Annotated in this window: 18 protein-coding genes (1 of these 18 only partly in view); 10 read left to right on the top strand and 8 right to left on the bottom strand. The window is 72.4% G+C overall.

Going from position 1 to position 19,365, the window contains the following annotated elements; genetic code table 11:
* Positions 1 to 679 carry the 3' portion of an asparaginase gene (locus A7B18_RS18690; RefSeq protein WP_102128203.1) on the top strand. The gene continues 326 nt to the left of window position 1, outside the view, so only the last 679 of its 1,005 coding nucleotides appear in the window; its start codon lies off the left edge, out of view; it ends in the stop codon at positions 677 to 679.
* A gap of 1 nt (position 680) precedes the next feature.
* Here the strand turns inward: A7B18_RS18690 and A7B18_RS18695 are convergent, their stop codons facing one another.
* Both A7B18_RS18695 and A7B18_RS18700 read right to left on the bottom strand, forming a co-directional pair.
* Positions 681 to 1,127 (bottom strand): DUF6624 domain-containing protein, encoded by a 447-nt coding sequence (locus A7B18_RS18695; protein ID WP_146009593.1) that lies wholly within the window; start codon positions 1,125 to 1,127, stop codon positions 681 to 683.
* Between the two features lie 104 nt (positions 1,128 to 1,231).
* Positions 1,232 to 3,316 carry a S9 family peptidase gene (locus A7B18_RS18700; RefSeq protein WP_102128205.1) on the bottom strand — a complete coding sequence of 695 codons (2,085 nt, stop codon included), beginning with the start codon at positions 3,314 to 3,316 and terminating at the stop codon, positions 1,232 to 1,234.
* Between the two features lie 34 nt (positions 3,317 to 3,350).
* On the opposite strand from A7B18_RS18700, the gene A7B18_RS18705 reads away from it, so the two are divergent.
* On the top strand, positions 3,351 to 4,388 hold the full coding sequence (locus tag A7B18_RS18705) for a serine hydrolase domain-containing protein (protein WP_102128206.1): 1,038 nt from the start codon (positions 3,351 to 3,353) through the stop codon (positions 4,386 to 4,388).
* A gap of 33 nt (positions 4,389 to 4,421) precedes the next feature.
* On the opposite strand, the gene A7B18_RS18710 is transcribed toward A7B18_RS18705, so the two are convergent.
* The 3 genes from A7B18_RS18710 to A7B18_RS18720 are packed head-to-tail and all read right to left on the bottom strand — an operon-like array spanning position 4,422 to position 9,616.
* Entirely contained in the window at positions 4,422 to 5,507 is a 1,086-nt protein-coding gene (locus A7B18_RS18710; protein ID WP_102128207.1) for a hypothetical protein, read from the bottom strand.
* 25 nt (positions 5,508 to 5,532) lie between these two features.
* Complete coding sequence (locus A7B18_RS18715; RefSeq protein WP_102128208.1) at positions 5,533 to 8,355, bottom strand: LPS-assembly protein LptD; 2,823 nt, start codon at positions 8,353 to 8,355, stop codon at positions 5,533 to 5,535.
* Complete coding sequence (locus tag A7B18_RS18720; RefSeq protein ID WP_102128209.1) at positions 8,345 to 9,616, bottom strand: SpoIID/LytB domain-containing protein; 1,272 nt, start codon at positions 9,614 to 9,616, stop codon at positions 8,345 to 8,347. Before A7B18_RS18720 ends, A7B18_RS18715 begins: the two co-directional genes overlap by 11 nt.
* 87 nt (positions 9,617 to 9,703) lie before the next feature.
* Between A7B18_RS18720 and A7B18_RS18725 the strand changes: the two genes are divergently transcribed.
* The 5 genes from A7B18_RS18725 to A7B18_RS21605 all read left to right on the top strand — a co-directional run bounded on the left by A7B18_RS18725 (position 9,704) and on the right by A7B18_RS21605 (position 14,250).
* Entirely contained in the window at positions 9,704 to 10,870 is a 1,167-nt protein-coding gene (locus A7B18_RS18725; protein ID WP_102128210.1) for an FAD-dependent oxidoreductase, read from the top strand.
* Between the two features lie 56 nt (positions 10,871 to 10,926).
* On the top strand, positions 10,927 to 11,697 hold the full coding sequence (locus tag A7B18_RS18730; RefSeq protein ID WP_102128211.1) for a metallophosphoesterase family protein: 771 nt from the start codon (positions 10,927 to 10,929) through the stop codon (positions 11,695 to 11,697).
* A gap of 109 nt (positions 11,698 to 11,806) precedes the next feature.
* Positions 11,807 to 12,529, top strand: a complete 723-nt coding sequence (gene lipB, locus A7B18_RS18735) for a lipoyl(octanoyl) transferase LipB (RefSeq protein ID WP_102128212.1) — start codon at positions 11,807 to 11,809, stop codon at positions 12,527 to 12,529.
* A complete protein-coding gene (gene lipA, locus A7B18_RS18740) occupies positions 12,526 to 13,506 on the top strand; it encodes a lipoyl synthase (protein WP_102128213.1) in 981 nt (326 codons plus the stop codon). The genes lipB and lipA overlap by 4 nt, the downstream gene beginning before the upstream one ends.
* A gap of 69 nt (positions 13,507 to 13,575) precedes the next feature.
* Entirely contained in the window at positions 13,576 to 14,250 is a 675-nt protein-coding gene (locus tag A7B18_RS21605) for a hypothetical protein (RefSeq protein WP_146009594.1), read from the top strand.
* Between the two features lie 26 nt (positions 14,251 to 14,276).
* Here A7B18_RS21605 and A7B18_RS18745 read toward each other — a convergent pair whose 3' ends face one another.
* Positions 14,277 to 14,831, bottom strand: coding sequence for a chloramphenicol phosphotransferase CPT family protein (locus A7B18_RS18745; protein ID WP_102128214.1), 555 nt, complete (start codon positions 14,829 to 14,831; stop codon positions 14,277 to 14,279).
* Positions 14,832 to 14,957: 126 nt separating this feature from the next.
* Between A7B18_RS18745 and A7B18_RS18750 the strand changes: the two genes are divergently transcribed.
* The gene (locus A7B18_RS18750; protein ID WP_102128215.1) at positions 14,958 to 15,839 is read left to right on the top strand and encodes an N-acetylglucosamine kinase; all 882 of its coding nucleotides are present in this window, start codon (positions 14,958 to 14,960) and stop codon (positions 15,837 to 15,839) included.
* Between the two features lie 27 nt (positions 15,840 to 15,866).
* Here A7B18_RS18750 and zapE read toward each other — a convergent pair whose 3' ends face one another.
* The gene (zapE, locus tag A7B18_RS18755; protein WP_102128216.1) at positions 15,867 to 16,874 is read right to left on the bottom strand and encodes a cell division protein ZapE; all 1,008 of its coding nucleotides are present in this window, start codon (positions 16,872 to 16,874) and stop codon (positions 15,867 to 15,869) included.
* 61 nt (positions 16,875 to 16,935) lie between these two features.
* Positions 16,936 to 17,637: a S4 domain-containing protein gene (locus A7B18_RS18760; RefSeq protein WP_180970242.1), complete on the bottom strand. Its 702-nt coding sequence runs from the start codon at positions 17,635 to 17,637 to the stop codon at positions 16,936 to 16,938.
* Positions 17,638 to 17,749: 112 nt separating this feature from the next.
* Between A7B18_RS18760 and A7B18_RS18765 the strand changes: the two genes are divergently transcribed.
* Positions 17,750 to 18,184: a DUF3197 domain-containing protein gene (locus tag A7B18_RS18765; RefSeq protein WP_102128218.1), complete on the top strand. Its 435-nt coding sequence runs from the start codon at positions 17,750 to 17,752 to the stop codon at positions 18,182 to 18,184.
* 210 nt (positions 18,185 to 18,394) lie between these two features.
* Positions 18,395 to 19,365 (top strand): PAS domain-containing protein (locus A7B18_RS18770; protein WP_180970243.1); only part of this gene is annotated, 971 nt, incomplete at its 3' end.

Genomic DNA, 19,365 nt, shown 5'->3' on the forward strand with positions numbered 1-19,365 from the left:
CACCCACCCGCCCTTCGACCCGGAGGTGGCGGCCAGCCTGATCCGAGCGGGGGAGGCGCCGACGCCCCTGCACCACAACTGCTCGGGCAAGCACGCGGGGATGCTCCTCGCCTGCGTCCAAAGCGGCTGGCCGCGCGAGGGGTACACGGACCCCGCCCACCCCCTGCAAGTCCGCATCCGGGAACTCCACGCTGAGCTGGGCGGGGTGGAAGTGGAGGAGGTGCACGTGGGCACCGACGGGTGCAGCGTCCCCGCGCTGGCCCTACCGCTGCACGCGGCGGCGCGGATATTTGCGCGGCTGACGGCCCCCGAGGGTGACCTCGCCCCCGCCCTGGAGCGCGTTTTTCAGGCGATGCGAACCCACCCCTTCCTGATCGCGGGCGCGGGGCGGCTCGACACCACCCTGATGCCCCTTGTCCCCGGTCTCGCCGCCAAAATGGGCGCGGAGGCGTTCTACGGCCTAGCGTTGCGGGAGACGCCGCGCGGGCCCCTGGGCGTCGCCTTCAAGGTGATGGACGGCGGCGAGCGGGCCCGGCCCCACGTCGCGCTCGCCGTGCTGCGCGAACTGGGCGTGCCCGTCACAGAGGAGCTGCGCGCCCTCGCCCCCGCCACCCTGCACAACTGGGCCGGGCGGGAGGTGGGGACGGTGGAGGTGGAGGTGTCGCTGGAGTGGGCGTAAGTCAGCGCTGGAAACGTCCCAGGTAGACGGCCAGCGGCTCCAGCCCCACGGAAGCTCGGCGCGCATCCACATCGCCGGGCTCCAGGGGGAAGGGCGTGCCGTCCGGCTGAACCTGCGTGCCGTATCGCTGCGGCCTGCCCTCACGAACGCAGATGCGGTCATGAAGGTAGGCGGCGTGTTCGGGGGCGACCTCGCCTTCCGGCTGCGCTTGCAGCACGTCCAGCACGCCTCTTTGAAAGGCGAGGTCCGGGGAGTGCTGCGCCAGGAGCCAGGCCGCGGTCGCGCCGTCCTCACCCACAAGGGAGCGACCGGGCCAGCCGTGGGCCGCGATGATCTCCCGCAAAAGTCGCGTGGACTCGGTGTCGAAGGTCAGCCAGGCCTCCGCATCCACCACGCCGGAGCGCATCCGCACGTCCTCAGCCATCCGCGCCAGCAGCCGGAGACGCACTTCGGCCCCTATCCTCCCACCGCCCTCGATATTCGCCTGCATAGTTTGACTTCCCCTGCATCCCGCGCTATCTTTTTCTTATCACCGCCCGAGAGGCGGCTTTTTTATTGCCCGCCCTGCCCCGCGCCTTCTAGCCGCCCCTCCACCGCCGCCAGCGCGAAGGCGTACTCCTCGGCATCCTCGTTCAGGGCGTCGTAGCGACCGCTGGAGCCGCCGTGCCCGGCGCCGAGGTTGGTCTTGAGGACGAGGACGCCGCCCCCAGGCGCGGCCAGGTCGCGCAACCGGGCGACGTACTTGGCGGGCTCCCAGTAGGCGACGCGGGGGTCGTTCAGGCCGGTCGAGACGAAGAGGTGGGGGTAGGTGCCGGGCGCGAGGTTGTCGTAGGGGCTGTACGCGCGCATGGTGGCGTAGGCGTCCGGCTCCTCCGGGTTGCCCCACTCGTCGTACTCGCCCGTGGTGAGGGGGATGGAGGCGTCGAGCATGGTGGAGAGCACGTCCACGAAGGGCACCCCCACGAAGGCCGCGCGGAAGAGCCCCGGGCGCAGGTTGACGGCGGCGGCGGTGAGGAGGCCACCCGCGCTGCTGCCCATCGCCACGAGGTCGCCCGCCACGCCCTCTGCCTTCAGGTGCTCGGCGGCGGCCAGAAAGTCGGTGAAGGTGTTCATCTTGTGCCCCAGCCGCCCGGCGTCGTACCAGCGGCGGCCCAGCTCGCCTCCACCCCGGATGTGCGCGATGGCCCAGACCCAGCCGCGGTCGAGCAGGGGCAGGCGGGTGAGGCGGAACTCGGGGTCGGTGGGATAACCGTAGCTGCCATACCCGTAGAGCAGCGTCGGGGCGGGCAGGGCGGTGTCGCGGCGGCGCACGAGGCTGACGGGCACGCGCTCGCCATCGGGGGCGGTGGCCCAGGTCTGCTCCGCCACGTACTCCGCCGGGTCGTAGCACGGAACGGGCGTGGCCTTGACGAGCGTGGTCGCCAGCGTGTTCAGGTCGAGGTCGAGGTGTTCGGCGGGCCGGGTCAGGCTGGTGTAGAGGATGCGGGCGGTAGTGGTGTCGAAGACGTGGTTCGGGCCGATGTGGACCGTGTAGCTCGCCTCGGGGAACTCGACCCGGCGGGCTTCCCCGTACCCTCCGGCGACCCAGGGCAGCACCCACAGCCGCGTGAAGCCGCCTTCTCGCCCCGACACGAGCAGGTGCGCGGCGAAGAGGTGCATCCCCGTGAGGTAACGCGCCGGGTCATGGGGCAGCACGCCCTCGGCGTCCTCCCAGGTCAGGCCCTCCCCCTTCGGCCACCGCGCGAGCCGGAACTCGGTCGCGCCCCCCTGGTTGGTGAGGGCGAGCCAGTGGTCACCGCCGTCCGTCACCGTGTACTCGACGCCGCGCTCGCGGGGCAGGATGGGCCGGAGGCGGGCCTGCGGGTCGCGCACGTCCAGGGCGTGCCACTCGGACGTGATCCCGGCCCCGCTGACGACGAGCAGGGTTTCTCCGTTCTCGGAGAGGTGGGCCACCGCGCGGAAGGTGGGGTCGTCCTCCTGGTACAGCAGCTCGTCGGCGTCCTGGGACTCCGCGAGGGTGTGGCGCCAGACCTGGGAGGGCCGCTGCGTCTCGTCGTCCCGGCCATAGAAGAGGTGCGATCCGTCCGCCCCCCAGTCGAGCGTCCAGCCGTTCACACCCGTCAGCGGCGGCTCGGCGAGTTGGCCCGTTCCCAGGTCGAGTACGCGCAGCTCGAAGACCTCCTGCCCGGTCGTGTCGAGAAGGTAGGCCCAGAGCCGACCGTCCGGGCTGGGCCGGGCCGCGTACACCCAGACGTTGGCGTGGCCCTCGCGCTCGGCGAGGAGGTTGAGGTCGAGGAGCACTTCCTCCCCGCCTCCGCCCACGGGGCGGCGCAGGAAGATCGGGTGGGCCCGGCCTTCCTCGGTGCGGGTGAGGTACAGCCAGCCCCCCTCACGCACGGGGGCGCCCTCGTCGCGCCCCTGCACGTGGGAGAGGAGGTCTTGGTAGATCGCCTGCCGCATGTCGCGCAGGGGGGCCATCACCGCCTCCAGGTGGGCGTTCTCGGCGTTCAGGTAGGCCAGCACCTCGGGGTCGGCCCGGCCCTGGGTCTTGAGCCAGTGGTAGCTGTCGGCGCGGTCCTCACCGTGCAGGGAATGCGTGACCGGCTTCTTCGCGGCGCGGGGCGGGGTGGGGGCCATGCCCGAGCGTAGCAGGGAGCGCTACCCTGACCCCATGTTCCGCCGAGACCCCGTGCGTCAGGCCCTGCGAGAGGTGGGAGACGTGCTCGGGACGGACGTGCCAAGATCGCTCCCCCTCGTGCGCGCGGCGTTGCGGCGGGGCGGGGTGATCGGCGCGGCGCGGGGGGGGCGGGTCGCCCTGGTCGGCCTCGGCGGCGTGCCCCGGGAGGGCGTCTTCGAGCTGGCGAGCGTGAGCAAGCCCTTCACAGCGGCGCTGGCGGACGCGCTCGCGCAGTCTGGGCGGCTGGAGTGGGACGCGCCGCTCTCCCGGCTGGGCGGCCCCGTTCGCGCCTTTCCCGCTTTCGTGACCCCGCGCGCCCTGGCGACCCACACGGCGGGATTGCCCGGGCACCCCGCCCGCGCGGCCTGGACGACCTTCACCCGCTTTCAGGACCCCTACGGCGGCATGAGCGCTGGAGACGCCCTGGCGAGCGCACGGCGCTGGGCGAGTCGGCGGGCGGCGGGCCGCTTCGGGTACTCGAACCTGGGGGTCGGCGTGCTCGCCCTGGCCCTCGCGCACGCCTCGGGCGAGACGGTGGACGCCCCGGGCTTCGGTCGGGCGCTGGGGAGGCACGTCACCGGGCCGTTGGGGCTGGCGGACGTGTCCCTCACGCCCAGTCCCGCCCGGCTCGTCACGCCGACCGCCACGCTCTTCGGCGAGGGGGTCACGGGCTTCGGGCCGCTCGCCGGGGCCGGGGGCCTCTTCGGCACGGCGGCGGACCTGCTCGCCTTCGCGGCGGCGCATCCCCAGGGTCGCGCGGGGGAGGTGTGGCGCGAGGTCGTTCGTCCCCCCGGTCTCCCCCCCCACCGGACGGGCGTGGCCCCCGGCTGGTTCGAGACACGCGGCGTGTGGTGGCACGACGGGGTGGCGCGCGGTACCCGCACGGCCCTGGGACTGCGCCCGGCGGACGGCGCGGCGGCGGTGCTCCTCGCCCGGGGCGGCCTGCCCCTCGTGGGGCTGCGGGGGGCGGTTCCGGCGGCGCTGCTGGCAGTCCTGAGCGTCAGGGATGAGGGGGTGGGAGGTGGGCGCTAGCTCCGCCGTTGCCCAAGCCTCCTTCCCACCTTCTCACTGCTCCGGCGGCACCAGCCACGTCACCGCCCGCGCGTCGTTCAGCCCGCCGAGGAGCCCGGTGGGGTTCCAGTTTCCCTGCTGAAGGCCGAACACCGTGTCGTAGCGCGTCAGGGTGGTGCGGGTCAGGGCGTAGAGGTTGCCGTCGATGCCGAAGGATACGTCGCGCAGTTCGGCGACGTTGGTGACGACGGCAGCGCCCGTGCGAACGCCGTCCCACAGGCGCAGGGGCTCGCTGCTGTTGCCGCTGAGGGTGGTGTCACGCCACGCCGCGATCAGGTTGACCGCGCCGCCCGTGCTCGCACTCGTCCAGAGCCGGTCCACCCGCCCGCTCCCGAAGGCGCCCAGGGTCGCCGCCGCGTTGGGCACGCCCACGTCGGTCAGGGGCTGAATGCCCGTGTCGGTCGCGGCGTAGATCAACCCCCCGTAGGGCGCGAGGTCGCGGATAGCGGGGGTGGCGAGGGGGAGGGCGGCGACCGCAACGCTATCCCCAACGTTCTCCTGGGCGACCCGGATGGTCTCGCTGCCGCCGCCGATCACGGGCCGGGCCACGACCGCCCGGTCGCCGGTCACGGCGATGCGCACGGGGGGCGCGTCGGTCGTGGACAGGGGCGGGGTGAAGGGCGGCAGGTTCGCCGTCCAGACCAGACTGCCGTCGAGGCGGTACAGGGCGAGCTGTTGTCCGGCGGCGGTGTTCCCGGTCGCCGAGGCGCAGTCATTCAGGGTCAGCAGCCGGTCGCGGGCGGCGCTCAGGACCGTGCTCGTCAGGCAGACGGGCGTGAAGGGCAGGGCGGCGAAGGGCACCGGGTTGGCGAGGTTCACGTCGCGGCTCTCGATCCCGCCCCTGAGCGTCAGGGCGACCCGCGTGCCGCCGGGCAGGGTGTCGAGGGTGACCCCGCCCGTCACGGCCACGGGGGCGAGGGCCCCGCCTCCCTCCGAACTCACGATCTGGAGGGTCGCGCCCCCGCCTTCGAGCACCGCGAGGCGCAGGGCGGGAGGCACCTCCTCCGTCCCGGTGCAGGCGGAGAGGAGCAGGGCGGGCAGCAGGGCCAGGGCGGACAGGCGCAGGGGGAGCGTCTTCATGGGTCTTCGGCCTCCGTGGGGGCGCTCAGGGCAGCAGGGGGATGCTCAGGCCGTCCTGGCCGTAGTTGAAGAGGGGATAGGAGGTGCTGCCCGGCAATCCGATGGCGAGGCGGTAGCGCCGGACGCTGAGGTCGATCTCCGCCTGGAGGGCCCAGCAGCAGCGGTCGATGGTCAGCCCGATCACGGGCGTGAAGTTCCAGGGGCCCACCCGCTCGCCGCCCTGCCAGATCACCGTCTGGCGCAGGCTGGCCGTGAGATACGCGCCCGGCCTGGGGCCGTTGCCCAGCGCGAGCCCGAAGCGGATGGGGTCGAGCACGAGCGTGTCGGTGGCGAGGTCGTCCGGGAAGGTGCCGCTGCGGGTGCGGGTGTAGACCACCCGGCCTGCGAGCGCGGCCCGCGAGCCGAACTGCCACACGGCGTTCAGGTCCGCGCGGGAGAACTCGGTGCGCGGCTGGTCGAGCCCCGGGGTGTTGAGCACGGCGGCCACGGCGAGGCTCTGCCCGGGGCGGGTGGCGCGCAGGGTGCCCGTGAGGCTCGGGCGCGTCCAGCCCTGGCGCCGGAAGTCGTAGGGCCCGCCGTAGGTGAGCTGCCAGTTCGTCGCGCGCCCCGCCGCCGTGCCCACGCTGAAGGTCACCGTGCCGCTCTCCCGCGCCGTCTCGGGGGGGTCGAGGAGCAGGTCGTGGGCGGTCGAGAGGGTGTACTCGCCGCGCCAGGTCAGGCTGTAACTCCCGGTCAGGCGCGGGGTCAGCAGGTCGAGGTTCTCGCGCGCCGTGAAGCTCAGCGGGTTGAGCACCGCATCGAAGGTCGTCGCCGCGCTCGCCTCGAAGCCCACCGCCGAGAGGCGGGGCGTCTCGATGTCGTGGGTGGCGTACACGCTGAAGTTGTTCGTGCGGATGTCGTCGGTGACGGTCGCGCGCACGGTGAATGGCTCGTAGCCCCCGGTGCGGGTGTAGCTCCCGCTCGCCGTGAGCGTGAGGTTCGGCGCGGGCCAGCGGCTGGAGCGCGCCCTCGTCTCCGGGCGGGCGGGCACGGCGGGGCTCGTCGGCGTCGCGGGCCGCGCCGGGACCGCGGGCGTGACCGTCACCCGGCCCGCGTTCGGGTCCCCCAGGGTGAGGTTGAAGTTCGTGTTCTCCAGCTCGCCCGTGCCGAAGTTGTAGTTGAGGTTGTACGTCAGGTTGACGGGCGCGCGGTTCACGCCGAGCCGGAAGGTGGCGGGTAATTGCCCCGCCGAGGTCGGCGGCAGGATCAGGTCGCGGGTGTATGTGGCGCGGAAGGTCACGTCGGGCACGGGGACGGTGTTCAGGTCGAGGGTCAGCGGCGCGCTCAGGCGGCGGCCCGCCACCGCGTCGAAGGCGAAGGGGCTGGTGCCCTCGATGCGGATGTAGTTGTAACTGACCGCGAAGGTATTCGTCTCGTTGAAGCGCTGGGTGATCGTCCCGCCCGCCTCCAGGTTCACCGTCCGCGCGCCCGTGCCGTAGTAGCGCCCGGTGAAGGTATTGCGCAGGGTCAGGTCGGCGTTCCTCCACGGGCTCGCCGTGAAGCTGATCGCGTGCTGTTCCTCCAGCCGGGTGGTCGAGATGTTGACCCCCTGCGCCGCCGCGCTGCGCGAGAGGGGGTTGCTCTGCCCAGTGTAGCGCCCCGCCGAGACCCGGAAGTCCGCGCTCAGGCCCCCCAGCGTCACCGGCTTGGGGTCGACCACGAGTTCGGGCTGCCGCAGCGGCGTGGTGAGCGCCGTCGTCGGCTCGGGGCCGTAGCGGTCCACGTAGTTGAGCTGCGCCGAGAAGAGGGGGTACTCGACCTGCGCCCCGAAGTTCACCCGCGTGACGCCGCGCTCGGGGTCGGTCTCGCTGAGGTTGATCTCGCGCCGCACGACGTTCAGGGTGTAGGAGAGGTCACGCACCGCCAGGGTGAGGGGCACGCGGCCCTGCGCCGTGAGGTCGAAATCCAGGTTGTACCCGACCCGCTGCGTTCCGTCCGCCGCGAAGCGTTTGGGATCGGCGAGGGTGTAGAGGTTGAGGCGGTCCACGAAGGGCAGCGGCGCGTACGAGCGCAGGCTCACGCCGACGCCGATGCTGGGGTCGCGGTTCTCGTAGTAGCGCAGCAGGGTGGTGCCCAGGGTGCTCGTGCCCACGCTGAAGGGGAGGTCGGCCTCAATGGTCAGCCCGTCCGGGGCGCCGTTCCCGACGACGAGCCGGGGCTGGCGCTCGGGGTCGTTGAGGGGCAGCACCACGACGGGGAGGTACAGGACCGGGAAGTCGGCGAGGAGGAACTGCGCCCGGTAGGCGACGAGGCGGTCGCCGGGGTACACGATCAGCCGCTCGGCGCGGAAGGCGTAGTCGTTCGGCGTGCGCCCGCACTTCGCGCAGGGGGTGAAGTAGCCCCCGGTGGCCCGCAGTTGGCCCGGCACCCGCTCGACCTGCCCGCCGCGAATTTCCAGGTCCGCGTCGCTGATGATCACGTCCTCGCCGGTCAGTTGCTCCCCCGCGAGGTCCACCACGAGGTTCTCGCCCGTGAGGGTCTGCCCGTCCCGCGCGGTGCGGTACGTCGCCGCCCCCACCAGGGTCAGGGTGCGCCGGGTGCGGTTGTACTCCACCCGCGCCGCCCGCACCACGTCGTCGTCCACCCGCAGCTCGACTTGCTCGCCCCCCTCGCCCCCGGTGATGATCACGATCTCCTGGTCGTCCAGGCGGCGCAACTCCAGGCTCTGCGCCTGCACGATCCGCACCGTGCGCGCCTCGGCGCTCCCCAGCGCAACCGCCCCGGCGAGCGCGGCGAGCGCCACGATGGCCCCGCGCCGCAGCCGCCGCCCGCCGCGCCGGAAGAGGCGGCCCACGGCCCTACTCGACATGACTCACGTTCAGGGAAGGCCCGTTCAGCGCGAGCACGCCGGGGGCTGACGGGGGGAGGGAGCGCCCCCCGGCGAGGGCAGGCCGCCCGACCTCCGGCCCGCGGGCGAGCAGGCCCAGGGACGTGCCGGGGTAGTAAAAGCCCAGGATCTGCGGGTGGGTCATCCCCTGCCGCGCGAGCCCCAGCGCCCCGTACTGGGAGAGGCCCACCCCGTGCCCCGCCCCGAAGCCCTCCACGACCAGGGGCGTGCCGGGCCCGACCGGGCCGCTCAGGGTGGCGCGGCTGCTCGTCCCTCCGAGCGCGCGGATAAAGCCCCCCGCGTTCGCCCCGCTCAGCACGCTCGTCCCGCCCGCGCCCGTGAAGGTGACCTCCTGCGCGCGGCCCGACACGCTCGCCCGGGTCACCCGCACCGAGGTCAGCACGCCCACCTGCACCCCGGAGCGAGTGGCGACCTCCTGCACGCGGGGGGCGGCGACCTCCAGCCGCCAGCGCGAGCGCGGCCCGCCCGCCGAGTAGGGGTCGGCCCGGGCGATCAGGTACGGCAGGTCGCGGCCCCAGACCTCGGCGCTCGACGCGGTGAAGCCCCCCGAGTCGCTGGAGAAGTAGGTGCTCGCGGGCCGTCCCCCGAAGGCCACGACCTCCCCGGCGGTCGCCCGGATCGCCGCGTCGGTGTTCGCGCGCTCGGCGCTCACCCCCCGGTACACCTGACAGCTCTCGGTGGCGCAGGTGTCGTAAGGCAGGGCCGGATTGACCCGCGCGGCGACGTACGTGCGCGCGATCACCGCCTGGGCGGCAAGGGCGGCGGCGGGCCAGGTGGACGGCATCTCGGCGGGCACGACCCCGCGCAGGTAGTCCTCCACGTCGAGCACGTTGATCCCCTGCACCGCGCCGCGCTCGGCGCGCAGGAGCACCCCGCCGCGGTAGGGCCGACCCCCGATCTCCACGACGCTGCCCGGCGCGGGCGGCAGGTAGAGCGACGGGCTGCCCGCGTCCGCCCCGTTGAGGGTGAGGTTCGCGCCCCGCACGCCGACGGTCCACAGGCTCGGGGCCGGGGTGGAGGGCGGGGGAGCGGCCTCGGGGGCCGGGGCCGGGGCGCCGGGAACGGGGGTGGCCGGGGTCAGGCCCAGGCCCAGGGGCACGGGGTCCGCCGGGGCCGGGGTGGGCACGCGCACGGCGAGCTGCGGGCCGCTTGCCACGAGCACCCTCACGTTCAGCGCCCCCGCACCCGAACCGAGTGCCAGCGCAAGCATCAGAAACCGCATCTGCCCCGCGAGTATAAGGGGGCTCTTCTGTGCGGGGTCTGACAATGACGTGAGAGGCCGGGCCGCCCGAAGCGGCATCATGCGTCTATGGGCACGGGGGCGGGGAGGGCCGGGCGCGTGTGGGCGCACGTCGGACAGGCGTTCACGGAAGCCGAGTACGACGTGGTGATCCTCGGCGCGGGGCGGATGGGCACGGCCTGCGCCCTCTTCCTGCGGCGCCTCGCACCGGGGGTGCGCCTCTTGATCGCCGAGCGCGGCGGCCTCCCCAATGAGGAGGGGGCGACGATCCTCGCGCCGGGGGTGTGGACGCTTCTCGACGCGCCGCCGGGCCGGGAGGGGGAGGCCCGCTGGGTCCACGCCCAGGTCGCGGGAGAACTCGGGGACACGCAGTTCCGGCCCCGCGCGCTCCTCGACCTCCACGCCGGGGTGGTGCCGGGCGCGCGGTCCACCACCGCCACCCTCGCCCGCTTCCCGGAGGCCGCCCCCCTGATTGACCCCGCCGCCCTCCCCTTCGCCCGGGTGGACGAGGAGGCCGTCACCTACCGCCCGGGCTCGGTCGCCCTCGCGTGCGGGCAGGGGGCCGTGCGCGCCGGGGCCGACCTGCTGCTCAACACCCACGCCCACCTCGTCCGCGGCGGGGTCCGGCTCGACCGCCTGACGGTGACGAACACGCACGAGGTCGTCACCCACGAGACGCACGAGGTGCGGGCGGGGGTCGTCGTCGTGGCGCTGGGGGCGGACGGGCCACACGCCGCCGAGCACGACCTCGGGGCGCACACGGCGCACGGGCGGGCGTACCGCCAGACACCCCGGCTGAACGTCCCCAGCGACGACTGGACCCCCACCCTGCGCGCGGGCGGGTTGACCCTGCGCCCGCAAAACGGGGGCTTCACCCTGATTCCGCCCGTCCACCACCGCGACCCGCAGGGCTACCTGCCCACCGGGGGGCGGCTGACCGGGGTGCCCGTCGGCGTGCGGCGCGAGACGCTGGAGGACCTGATCGCGCTGATGGACGCTCTGCCCCCCCTCGCCACGGAGGCGCTGGAGGTGGGCCGCAGCCTCGCCGACGTGCCGGGAGCGTGGCTCGCGCTGCCCGGGGGACGGGCGGACGCTCCCCCCCTGCACGAGGAGGTCGCGCCCGGCGTCCACCTCCTCCTCGGCGGCCCGCTCGCAGACACGCTGGGGCTCTCCGTGGCCTACGACCTCGCGGCGCGGGTGGCGGGGGTGGAGGGGAGGCCGTGGGAGGAGGGGTGAGCAACGCGGCGTGAGGTTGAGCAGTGCGGCCAGCCTCCGGATGAATAGACTCAGCCGTGCCCCAGGACCTCACCATCGCCGCCCTGACCGACGTTCACGGCAACGCCTTCGCCGCCGAGGCCGTCATCGCCGACCTCCGGCGCTTCCAGCCGGACCTGATCGTCAACCTGGGCGATCAGGTCTGGGGACAGGCGGACCCGCGGCGTGCTCTTGATCTTCAACGGTCCCTGGACGCCATCGAGGTACGCGGCAACAACGACGAGCGGCTGACCATGCTCGCCGGGGAACTCGCCCCCGCCCACGTCCACCTGCAAGCCTGGCTCGCCGAACGTCTCCCGGAATCAGAACGGCTCCGACTCGCCGCCCTGCCCCTTACTGCCACCCTCGCGGAAGGCACCGTCCTCGTTGCACACGGCACCCCCGCCTCCCCCTGGGAGAGCCTGCTGCTGGAGTGGAACGGCCAAGCCTACGTCCACTGGAGCGCCGGAGAGGTTCAGAACCGTCTAGGGCGAGACTTCTCCGCTGAGGTTGAACTGGTGGTCGTCGGTCACACCCACCGCGAATACACGCGCACGCTCGGGAACCTCCTGCTGGTCAACGTCGGTGCCGTCTCTTTCCAGAACGACGGCGATCCCCGGGCGAGGTGGACCCTGCTGAAACGGCGGCGTGGGGTGTGGTCCGCCGAGCACCACCGAGTGCCCTTCAACTGGGAGGCAGCGGCAGCGTGGGTTCTGGCGAACCAACCCGTCTTCCCCGAGGAGGTGGACCTGCACGTCCGCCCGGTCACGGATTCTTTGCTCGACGCTGCGACCATCACGACTGCCTGAGCGCCCTCCTCCCCGTCTATCCCCATTCACCACCCCTGTTGGTCAATCTCCCCGTCAATCTCGCCTCCGGGCACCTTGGCTCCTCAAGGGCGGGCGTACAATCCGGGGCGTGAGAGACGCCTTGTTCGACGTGCTGGACCTGGGGGTGCTCCCCTACCGGGAGGCGTGGGACGTGCAGCATGACGTTCACGCGCGGGTGTCGGCGGGCGGGCGGCCCACCCTGCTCCTCGTCGAGCATCCGCCCGTGCTCACCCTGGGCCGCAAGGCGAAGGAGGGCACCAACATCGTCGTGACGCGCGAGTACCTCGCCTCCCAGGGGATCGAGGTGCTGGAGGTCGAGCGCGGCGGCGACGTGACGTACCACGGCCCCGGCCAGCTCGTCGCCTACGCAATCTTCCCGGTGGGGCGGCGGGTGCAAGATTTCCTGCGGCTTCTCGAACGGGCGGTGATCGGGACGCTGCAAGGGCTCGGCCTGCCCGACGCGCGGCCCAACCCCGGTTACGCGGGCGTGTACGTGGACCCCAGAACGGTCAACGGACGCGAGTACGAGCAGAAGATCGCCTCCTTCGGGGTGGCGGTGCAGCGGAACGTCGCCCTGCACGGTCTGGCGCTGAACGTCACCACCAACCTCGGGCACTTCGACCTGATCGTGCCCTGCGGCCTGAGCGGGACCCAGATGACGAGCGTGGAGCGGGAGTACGAGCTGCGCGGCATCGACCGGACGGCGAGCATGGACGAGGCGAGAGAGGCCCTCACCCGCGCCTTTGACACCACCTTCGAAAACTACGACTGGACGCTCCCGGCGCTCGCGGGGGCGGGGAGCGAACGATGACCCAACAGGAACCGAGATTCATCAAGAACGGCATCTACCGCAAGGACTCCGTGCCCGTGCGGGAGAAGAAGCCCGAGTGGCTGAAAGTCACCATCCCCACCGGGCAGGTCTTCGGCGAGGTCCGCAAGATCGTCAAGGAACACCGCCTGCACACCGTCTGCGAGGAGGCGATGTGCCCCAACATCGGCGAGTGCTGGTCGCGCGGCACCGCCACCTTCATGCTGATGGGCCACATCTGCACCCGCGCCTGCCGCTTCTGCGCGGTGGACACCGGCAACCCGATGGGCAAGCTCGACCTCGACGAGCCCGCGGGCGTCGCCGACTCCGTGCGCCTGATGGGCCTGAAGTACGTCGTGCTGACCTCGGTGGACCGCGACGACCTGCCCGACGGCGGCGCGTACCACTTCGCCAAGACGGTGGGGGCGATCAAGCGGGTGAACCCCGAGACCCGCGTGGAGGCCCTGACCCCCGACTTCGGCGGAAATGGGCACTGCGTGGACCTCGTGCTGGACAGCGGCGTGGACGTGTACGCGCAGAACCTGGAGACGGTGCGGCGCCTGACCCACCCGGTCCGCGACATCCGCGCCGGGTATGAGCGGACGCTGGGGGTGCTCGCCCACGCGAAGAAGAGCCGCCCCGACGTGATCACGAAGACCTCGATCATGCTGGGCCTGGGCGAGACGCGCGAGGAAATCCGCGAGGCGATGGAGGACTGCCGCGCACACGGGGTGGACGTGATCACCTTCGGGCAGTACCTCCGCCCGACGATGCACCACCTGCCCGTCGAGCGGTACGTGACTCCCGCCGAGTTCGACGAGATTCGGGAGGAGGGGCTGAGTCTGGGCTTCCTGGAGGTCGTCTCGGGGCCGCTCGTCCGCTCCAGCTACAAGGCCGAGCAGGTCCTGATGGACAAGCCGAGCGCGCTGCCCGAGCATCTGGCGCACTTGGAGGGTGGGGAGCAGCTCAGCCTGATCTGAGGGGCGCTCGTTTCCACTTCCTCAATTCCAACGTCCCCGCCTGAAGAGGTGGGGGCTTAATTTTGAAGTATGACGACCGCAAGTTTGATACAGGTGGATCGCCGGGCTCTTCTCACCTTTATGGACGAGGTGCCGGAAGATGAGCGAGGCCATCACACGGCCATCTCCAGTTTTCTGGGTGAGCCGCTAGCCGTGGCGTTGATTCTTCATTTCCTGACAGGGCAGGGGGGCCGGGCCGAGTGCCTGAGCCTGAAAGTCACGACCGGGCAAAAGAAGGGACCGAGGTTGGACGCCTGGATTAGGGACGGCCAACGAAGCCTCTACCAAACCGAGGTGAAGATGTGGGCAGGCAATGCCATCGGGGGCCTACGTTTACCCTTAGAGGCAAGCACGGAACAAGCTCTAGCTGTCGGGAATGAACAGTGGGAACGCATCTGGGACGATCAGCAGCACACCTTCAAGGACCAGAAGAAGGTCCGTAAAGTTCTGGTTCCTATGCGGCAGCCCAAAGGCTTTGAAGGGGCGAGGGTTGAGGCATTGGCTTGCTTCTGGTGGATGGTACAACCGAAAGGTGGAAGTGGCCCTTGGTTCACAGTTTCTACCTCTCACCAAGAGTTTCCACAAGTCCACATTTTTTCCCTCTCCGCTTACCTCCGCTCTTTGGAGGAGGATATGCTGGCCCTCCCCATGCCCCTGGTCACGACGCGACTCAGCCTTTTACGAAAGCTGCTCCCCACAAACTGACGATTGGAAAACAGGTGCCCTGCCTTCTACCCCCGTGCCATCCGTTCAAAGGCACTTGGCCGCCGCCTTTCCTTCCAGGCGCCGACCACCCTCTGCACGTTCTCGCCGGGCGGGTCGGTCGAGCCGATCTCCAGGTCGTACTCCCCGAAGGTGTGAACGGTCTCGTAGTCGCGCCGGGTGTCGCCTACACGGCGGTCCCCCCGGGCGAGTTCGCGCCGCTCCAGTTCGGGCAAGGGGCAGTGCAGGCCCACGAAGAACACGTCGAAGGGCGCGAGCAATTCCAACAGGCGATTCATCTGCCCGCGCGACTCGACGATGTAGTCCACCAGCAGGTTATTCCCCGCCGAGAGCAGCGCGGGAAGGCAGCGGAAGAAGCCCTCGAACACCTGCGGGCGCAGGGTGGCCCAGGCGAAGGGGCCGCTCTCGCCGAGTCTTCTCGGCAGCACCCCGGGGCCGAACAGGAAGACATCCGGCGAGAAGTGCAAGAAGGGCTCGTCCAGCGCGTCTTGCAGGGCCCGGCAGAGGGTGGACTTGCCCGCGCTGGAGGCCCCATTGACGAGGATGAGGTGACCTGGCGACATTCGCCCTCCCGATCCCGAGAGAATCGCGCAGTTCGTCCGGCCCGGCAAGGGGCACGCAACCCCGGCTCCTGCACCTAAGCTTGGAGGGAAGATGCAGCTTCCCGTTCCACCCCCCAGAGGCCGCCCGTGATCCTGAGCATCGACATGGGGGCGAGCGGCACGAAGTGGGCGCTGTACGGCGCGGAAGGCACGGCGCTCGCCGGTGGCCGCCTGCGCCCCCTGACGGGCCACCTCGCCTCCCCGGAGGCCCGTCGGGCGATGGTCGCGGGCCTGGCCGACCTGCGCGCCGCCCTGCCGACCGGGCCGTCCGCCGTCGTGGCCGGGGTGACCGGCCTCCAGACCGAGTACCAGCCCTGGCTGGGGCAGGAGCTGGGAACCCTCTTTCGCCTCCCCCCCGAACGGCTCCTCGTGACCGACGACCTGCACCTCGCCTACGCGGCCCACTTCGCGCCGGGGGCGGGCACGCTCGTGTATGCCGGGACGGGCGCCGTCGCCTACCACCGCACCGAGGGGGGGGAGGTCGTGCGCGCGGGCGGCTACGGCTACCTGATCGACGACCTGGGGGGGGCTTTCTGGCAGGGGCAGGTGGGCTTACGGCGGGTGCTGCGCCAGCGCGAGGCGGGGCAGCCCGAGACCCGGCTCGCCCGGCACGTCTTCGGGGCGCTCGGCACCCGCGAGTGGGGGGATATCCGCTCGCTGATCTACGGCGAGGGCCGCGCCGCCGTCGCCCGCCTCGCCCCCGCCGTGTACGAGGCCGCCCGGCAAGAGGACCCCGACGCCCTCGCCATCCAGCGCCGCGCGGGGCAGGAACTCGCCCGGCTGGCCGAGGTCGTGCTGGGCCGCACCGGGCGACCCACCCTCGCCACGGCGGGAGGGGCCTTCAATTCCCTCGTGCGGGAGGCTTTCCACGCCGGGTTCGCGCCGGGCACCGTGACCGTCGTCCCCAGCGTGCCACCCGTCTCCGGCGGCTTCACCCTGGGCCTGCCGCTGCTCGCCCCGCGCCCCTGACCCTCACAGCGGAGCGAGCAACCGCGATCAGATCACGGCCCGCGCCTCACGCAGCAGCTCGGAAAGGCGGCTGAGACAGCGGCTGTACTTCTTGGCGTAGGCGCCGTGGCGGTACGTCTCGCTGAAGAGGCTCCCGAGCGGCGCCCCCGTGAAGGCGGCGGGCAGGCCGAGGTCGTAGAGCTTGTCGACGAAGTGCACGAAACGCAGGGCGACGTTCTGGTCGGGCATGGGGGCGAGGTCGGTCACGCCGAGGGCGCCCACCCCCGCGAGCAGCTTGGCGAAGCGGCTGGGGTGCACGTCGAGCAGATGCCGGTTGAGGTCCCGGTGCGAGACGAGGGCGAGGGTGGCCCCGGGCTGCCGCGCCCGCCACGCCTGGAACTCGCCGGGGGTGAGGAGACCCTCGGGGGCCGTGCCGCGCTGGCGGTAGTCGGGGCCGTCCACCCGGTGCGTCTCGAAGCGGTCGGCGATGCCCTGAATCTGGCGCTGGAAGTCGGCGGCGTTGAAACGGCCCTGCCCCAGCGCGCCGGGCTCGGTGTTGCTCGTGGCGACCACGCTCGTGCCCCCCGGCATAAGCTGGCCCAGGAAGGTGTTCGCCATGTGCGTGTTGCCGGGATCGTCGAGCTCGAACTCGTCGATCAGCAGCAGGTCGTGCCCCCCGAAGGCCTCGACCGCCCGGCCCATCCCCAGCGACCCGATCACGTACATCAGGTCCTGAAAGCTCATCAGGGCGCGTCTGCCCTCGGCGGCGTGGTAGGCGCTGGCGAGCAGGTGCGTCTTCCCCACCCCGAAGCCCCCGTCGAGGTAGATGCCCCGCCCCTCGGGCTTGGCGCGGCGGAAGAGGCGAAAGCCCCCGGGCCGCACCTGCGCCCCCTTGAGGAAGGCCTGAAGGCTCGCCCGCGCCTCCGCCTGGCTGGGGTACTCGGGGTTGGGGCGGAAGGTCTCGAAGCGCACGTCCTGAAAGCGGGCGCTGGGAGCCAGCCCGGCGGTGAGTTCCTCGGGCGTGAGGGTGGGTTTGCGGGCGAGGAGGTCGATCACGGGGCAGGGTCTCTCCGGGCGCGGGGGGACGAGAAGGCTGGACGCTGGCCGCTGACGGCCCCTAGCGGTGAATCTCCAGCTCCACCTTCACGTTGCCGCGCCGGGTCTCGTTCACCACGCGCTTGAAGTCGATCCGCCCGATCCCGTCGGCGCTGAGGCTGTCGCCCTCCCGGATCTCGGTGCTCGCGCGGGCGACCTGCCCGTTGAGCCTCACCTTGCCGCCGTCGATGCCCTGCTGGAAGTAGGCGCGGCTCACCCCGAAGCCCTTGGCGCCCACCACGTCCACCCGCATGGAGGGGACGACGACCTCGCGGGTCTTGCTGCCGCGCCCCGCCGTCTCGCCGACCTCCTCGACCTCGACCTCACGGCCCCCCAGCTCGGTCAGGGCGGCGAGGGTCTGGGCCGCCTTGCCCGTCGCGGCGACCAGGAAAGAACCGCTGCGTTCCTCGCGCAGGTCGCCGAGCTGGTCTTCCGGCAGTTCGAGTCGGCGCAGGTGCACGGCGAAGTCCTGGAGGTCCCAGGGGGGACCGCCCTCGCCCGGGGTGAGGCGCAAGACGGTCACGCCCGAGTCCACCTCGGGGATGTGGGCGGGATGGAGGGTCAGGATCACCCGGCGGGCGTCGGGGAAGCCGCCCCCGATGACGTACCTCACCTCGTCGTCTTGGAGCAGTCGGCGGTCGAGGTCGTCGCCGTCGAGGAAGGGGGTGCGCACCACGCGCCCGCCGCGCGCCTGCGCCACCAGGGTGGGGAGCTTTGGCTTCATGGGGGGCAGGATAGCGTCGCAGGGAAGGGGGGCGGTGCGCGGGACGCAGGACGCGGGCTCTCACCCGCCTCCCGCGCGCCGCGTCCCGCTCCCCCGCTCTACACTGGCCCCCATGCAGATCGCTGACCCGCTCGGGGTGCCCGGGGCCCCGCTGGAGACGTTGCAGGCCGTCCTCACGCACCTGGAGGGGGCCAACCTGACGGGCGGGCGGCTGATCCTGGTCCGGGACCGTCAGGGAGACCGGGGGGACGCGCGCTACGGCGCCGTGGTGACCCTGGGGAATCACGCGGTCGTGACCGTCCCCGCCTTCGGGCCGCACTACGGACGGGCGGGCGCGCAGGCCCTCGCCGAACTGACCCGCTGGGCGGGCGAGCGGGGCATGCCGGTGCGCGAGGCGGCGGTCAATCCGGCGGACCTCACGCGCATCCTCGGCGAGCCGGACCCGGGCGAGGTCCTGCGCGTGATCGCCGCGAGCAACCCCAGCGACCCCGCGATATACACCGCCCTGCCCCCCCGGCGCCCCGACGAGGACGACTGGGAGGCGTAGCCGGGTCTCCTCCACCCCACCCCCCACCTCCATGAAGGGTGGGGGGTTTTTGGCGCTGGAGGCGGGTTTTTCTCCTTGGGGATGGGCTTTGCACGGGGAACGTAAGAGTCGGCGTGGCACGCTGCGGGCACGACGAGCGGGGGGACGCCGCCAGGCCGCGCGCCCTCCGGACCTGCCCCATCCCACGCCCAGGAGACCCCACCCCTTCCCATGAACATGTCCAGCCACACCCGTCCGGCCCCGACCCCGACCCTTCACACCGCCCTGCGCGAGGTGCTGCGCCTGTACGCGCCCGGCGCGACGCTGCTCACGGCGCTGGAGGGCGAGGTGCTGCGCGTGGGGGCGCAGGGGGTTGAGCGCGAGGACGGCGCGGAACTCGTGCCGCCCGACGCCTGGCTGGAGGGGGGCGAGCTGACGTGGCTCACGCGGGGGGGCACCCTGCTGGGCCTGATGTGGTGCGAGGGGGCGGCGCCGCCCGCGGACGTGGCCGACCTCCTGACGCTGCTGCTGGGAGCGGCGCGCGGGGACGGGGACGGGCGCGAGGCCGACGTGCTCGTCACCCAGTTCCCGCTGCCCGCCGCGTGGCTGCGCGCCGACCTCACCTTCCGGCAGGTGAGCCGCCCCTTCCTCGAACTCCTCGGCCTGAGCGACGCGCAGGTGCTGGGGCGCGCCCTGGGGGAGTTGCTGCCGGGGATGCCCGCCCTCGCCTCGGGGCTCGCGCAGGCGGCGGCGGGCCGCACGGTGTGCCTCCCCGACGAGCCTTTGCCGGTGACGCCGGGCGCCCCGGCGGGGGGCGGGCCCGTGTGGGTGCGCGGCGAGGCGCGGCCCTCCTTCGGCGGGGCGGGGGCGGGGGTGCTGTGGACCCTGCGCGACGTGACCGCCGAACACCGCCAGGCGGAGCTGCTCGAAGCCCTGCTGGGCGGCCACACCACCTCCGCCGCGCTCCTGACAGCCGCGGGCACGGTGCTCCACGCGAGCCCCGGCTGGCACGACCTGCTGCCCGGCGCGGCCCTGCCCGGGTCGCCGCTGTGGGCGTGCTTCCCGGACACCTCCCCCGAGACGCTGCAAGACCTCGTGCGCGAGGCGGCGCAGGGGGCCTCCGCCCGGGCGCGGGTGCCCCTGGGGGCGGGGGGCAGCGTCACCCTCAGCGTGCGGCAGGTCACGGCCCGCGAGGGCGCCGC

This window comes from Deinococcus planocerae (genome assembly GCF_002869765.1).
Classification (GTDB): Bacteria; Deinococcota; Deinococci; order Deinococcales; family Deinococcaceae; genus Deinococcus; species Deinococcus planocerae.

What these genes read in the sequence shown, in the direction of transcription:
- A7B18_RS18700 (WP_102128205.1), bottom strand. Translation starts at nt 3,316, where the DNA reads ATGGCCCCCACCCCGCCCCGCGCCGCGAAGAAGCCGGTCACGCATTCC.
- A7B18_RS18705 (WP_102128206.1), top strand. Translation starts at nt 3,351, where the DNA reads ATGTTCCGCCGAGACCCCGTGCGTCAGGCCCTGCGAGAGGTGGGAGAC.
- A7B18_RS18710 (WP_102128207.1), bottom strand. Translation starts at nt 5,507, where the DNA reads ATGAAGACGCTCCCCCTGCGCCTGTCCGCCCTGGCCCTGCTGCCCGCC.
- A7B18_RS18715 (WP_102128208.1), bottom strand. Translation starts at nt 8,355, where the DNA reads ATGTCGAGTAGGGCCGTGGGCCGCCTCTTCCGGCGCGGCGGGCGGCGG.
- A7B18_RS18720 (WP_102128209.1), bottom strand. Translation starts at nt 9,616, where the DNA reads ATGCGGTTTCTGATGCTTGCGCTGGCACTCGGTTCGGGTGCGGGGGCG.
- A7B18_RS18725 (WP_102128210.1), top strand. Translation starts at nt 9,704, where the DNA reads ATGGGCACGGGGGCGGGGAGGGCCGGGCGCGTGTGGGCGCACGTCGGA.
- lipA (WP_102128213.1), top strand. Translation starts at nt 12,526, where the DNA reads ATGACCCAACAGGAACCGAGATTCATCAAGAACGGCATCTACCGCAAG.
- A7B18_RS21605 (WP_146009594.1), top strand. Translation starts at nt 13,576, where the DNA reads ATGACGACCGCAAGTTTGATACAGGTGGATCGCCGGGCTCTTCTCACC.
- A7B18_RS18745 (WP_102128214.1), bottom strand. Translation starts at nt 14,831, where the DNA reads ATGTCGCCAGGTCACCTCATCCTCGTCAATGGGGCCTCCAGCGCGGGC.
- A7B18_RS18760 (WP_180970242.1), bottom strand. Translation starts at nt 17,637, where the DNA reads ATGAAGCCAAAGCTCCCCACCCTGGTGGCGCAGGCGCGCGGCGGGCGC.
- A7B18_RS18765 (WP_102128218.1), top strand. Translation starts at nt 17,750, where the DNA reads ATGCAGATCGCTGACCCGCTCGGGGTGCCCGGGGCCCCGCTGGAGACG.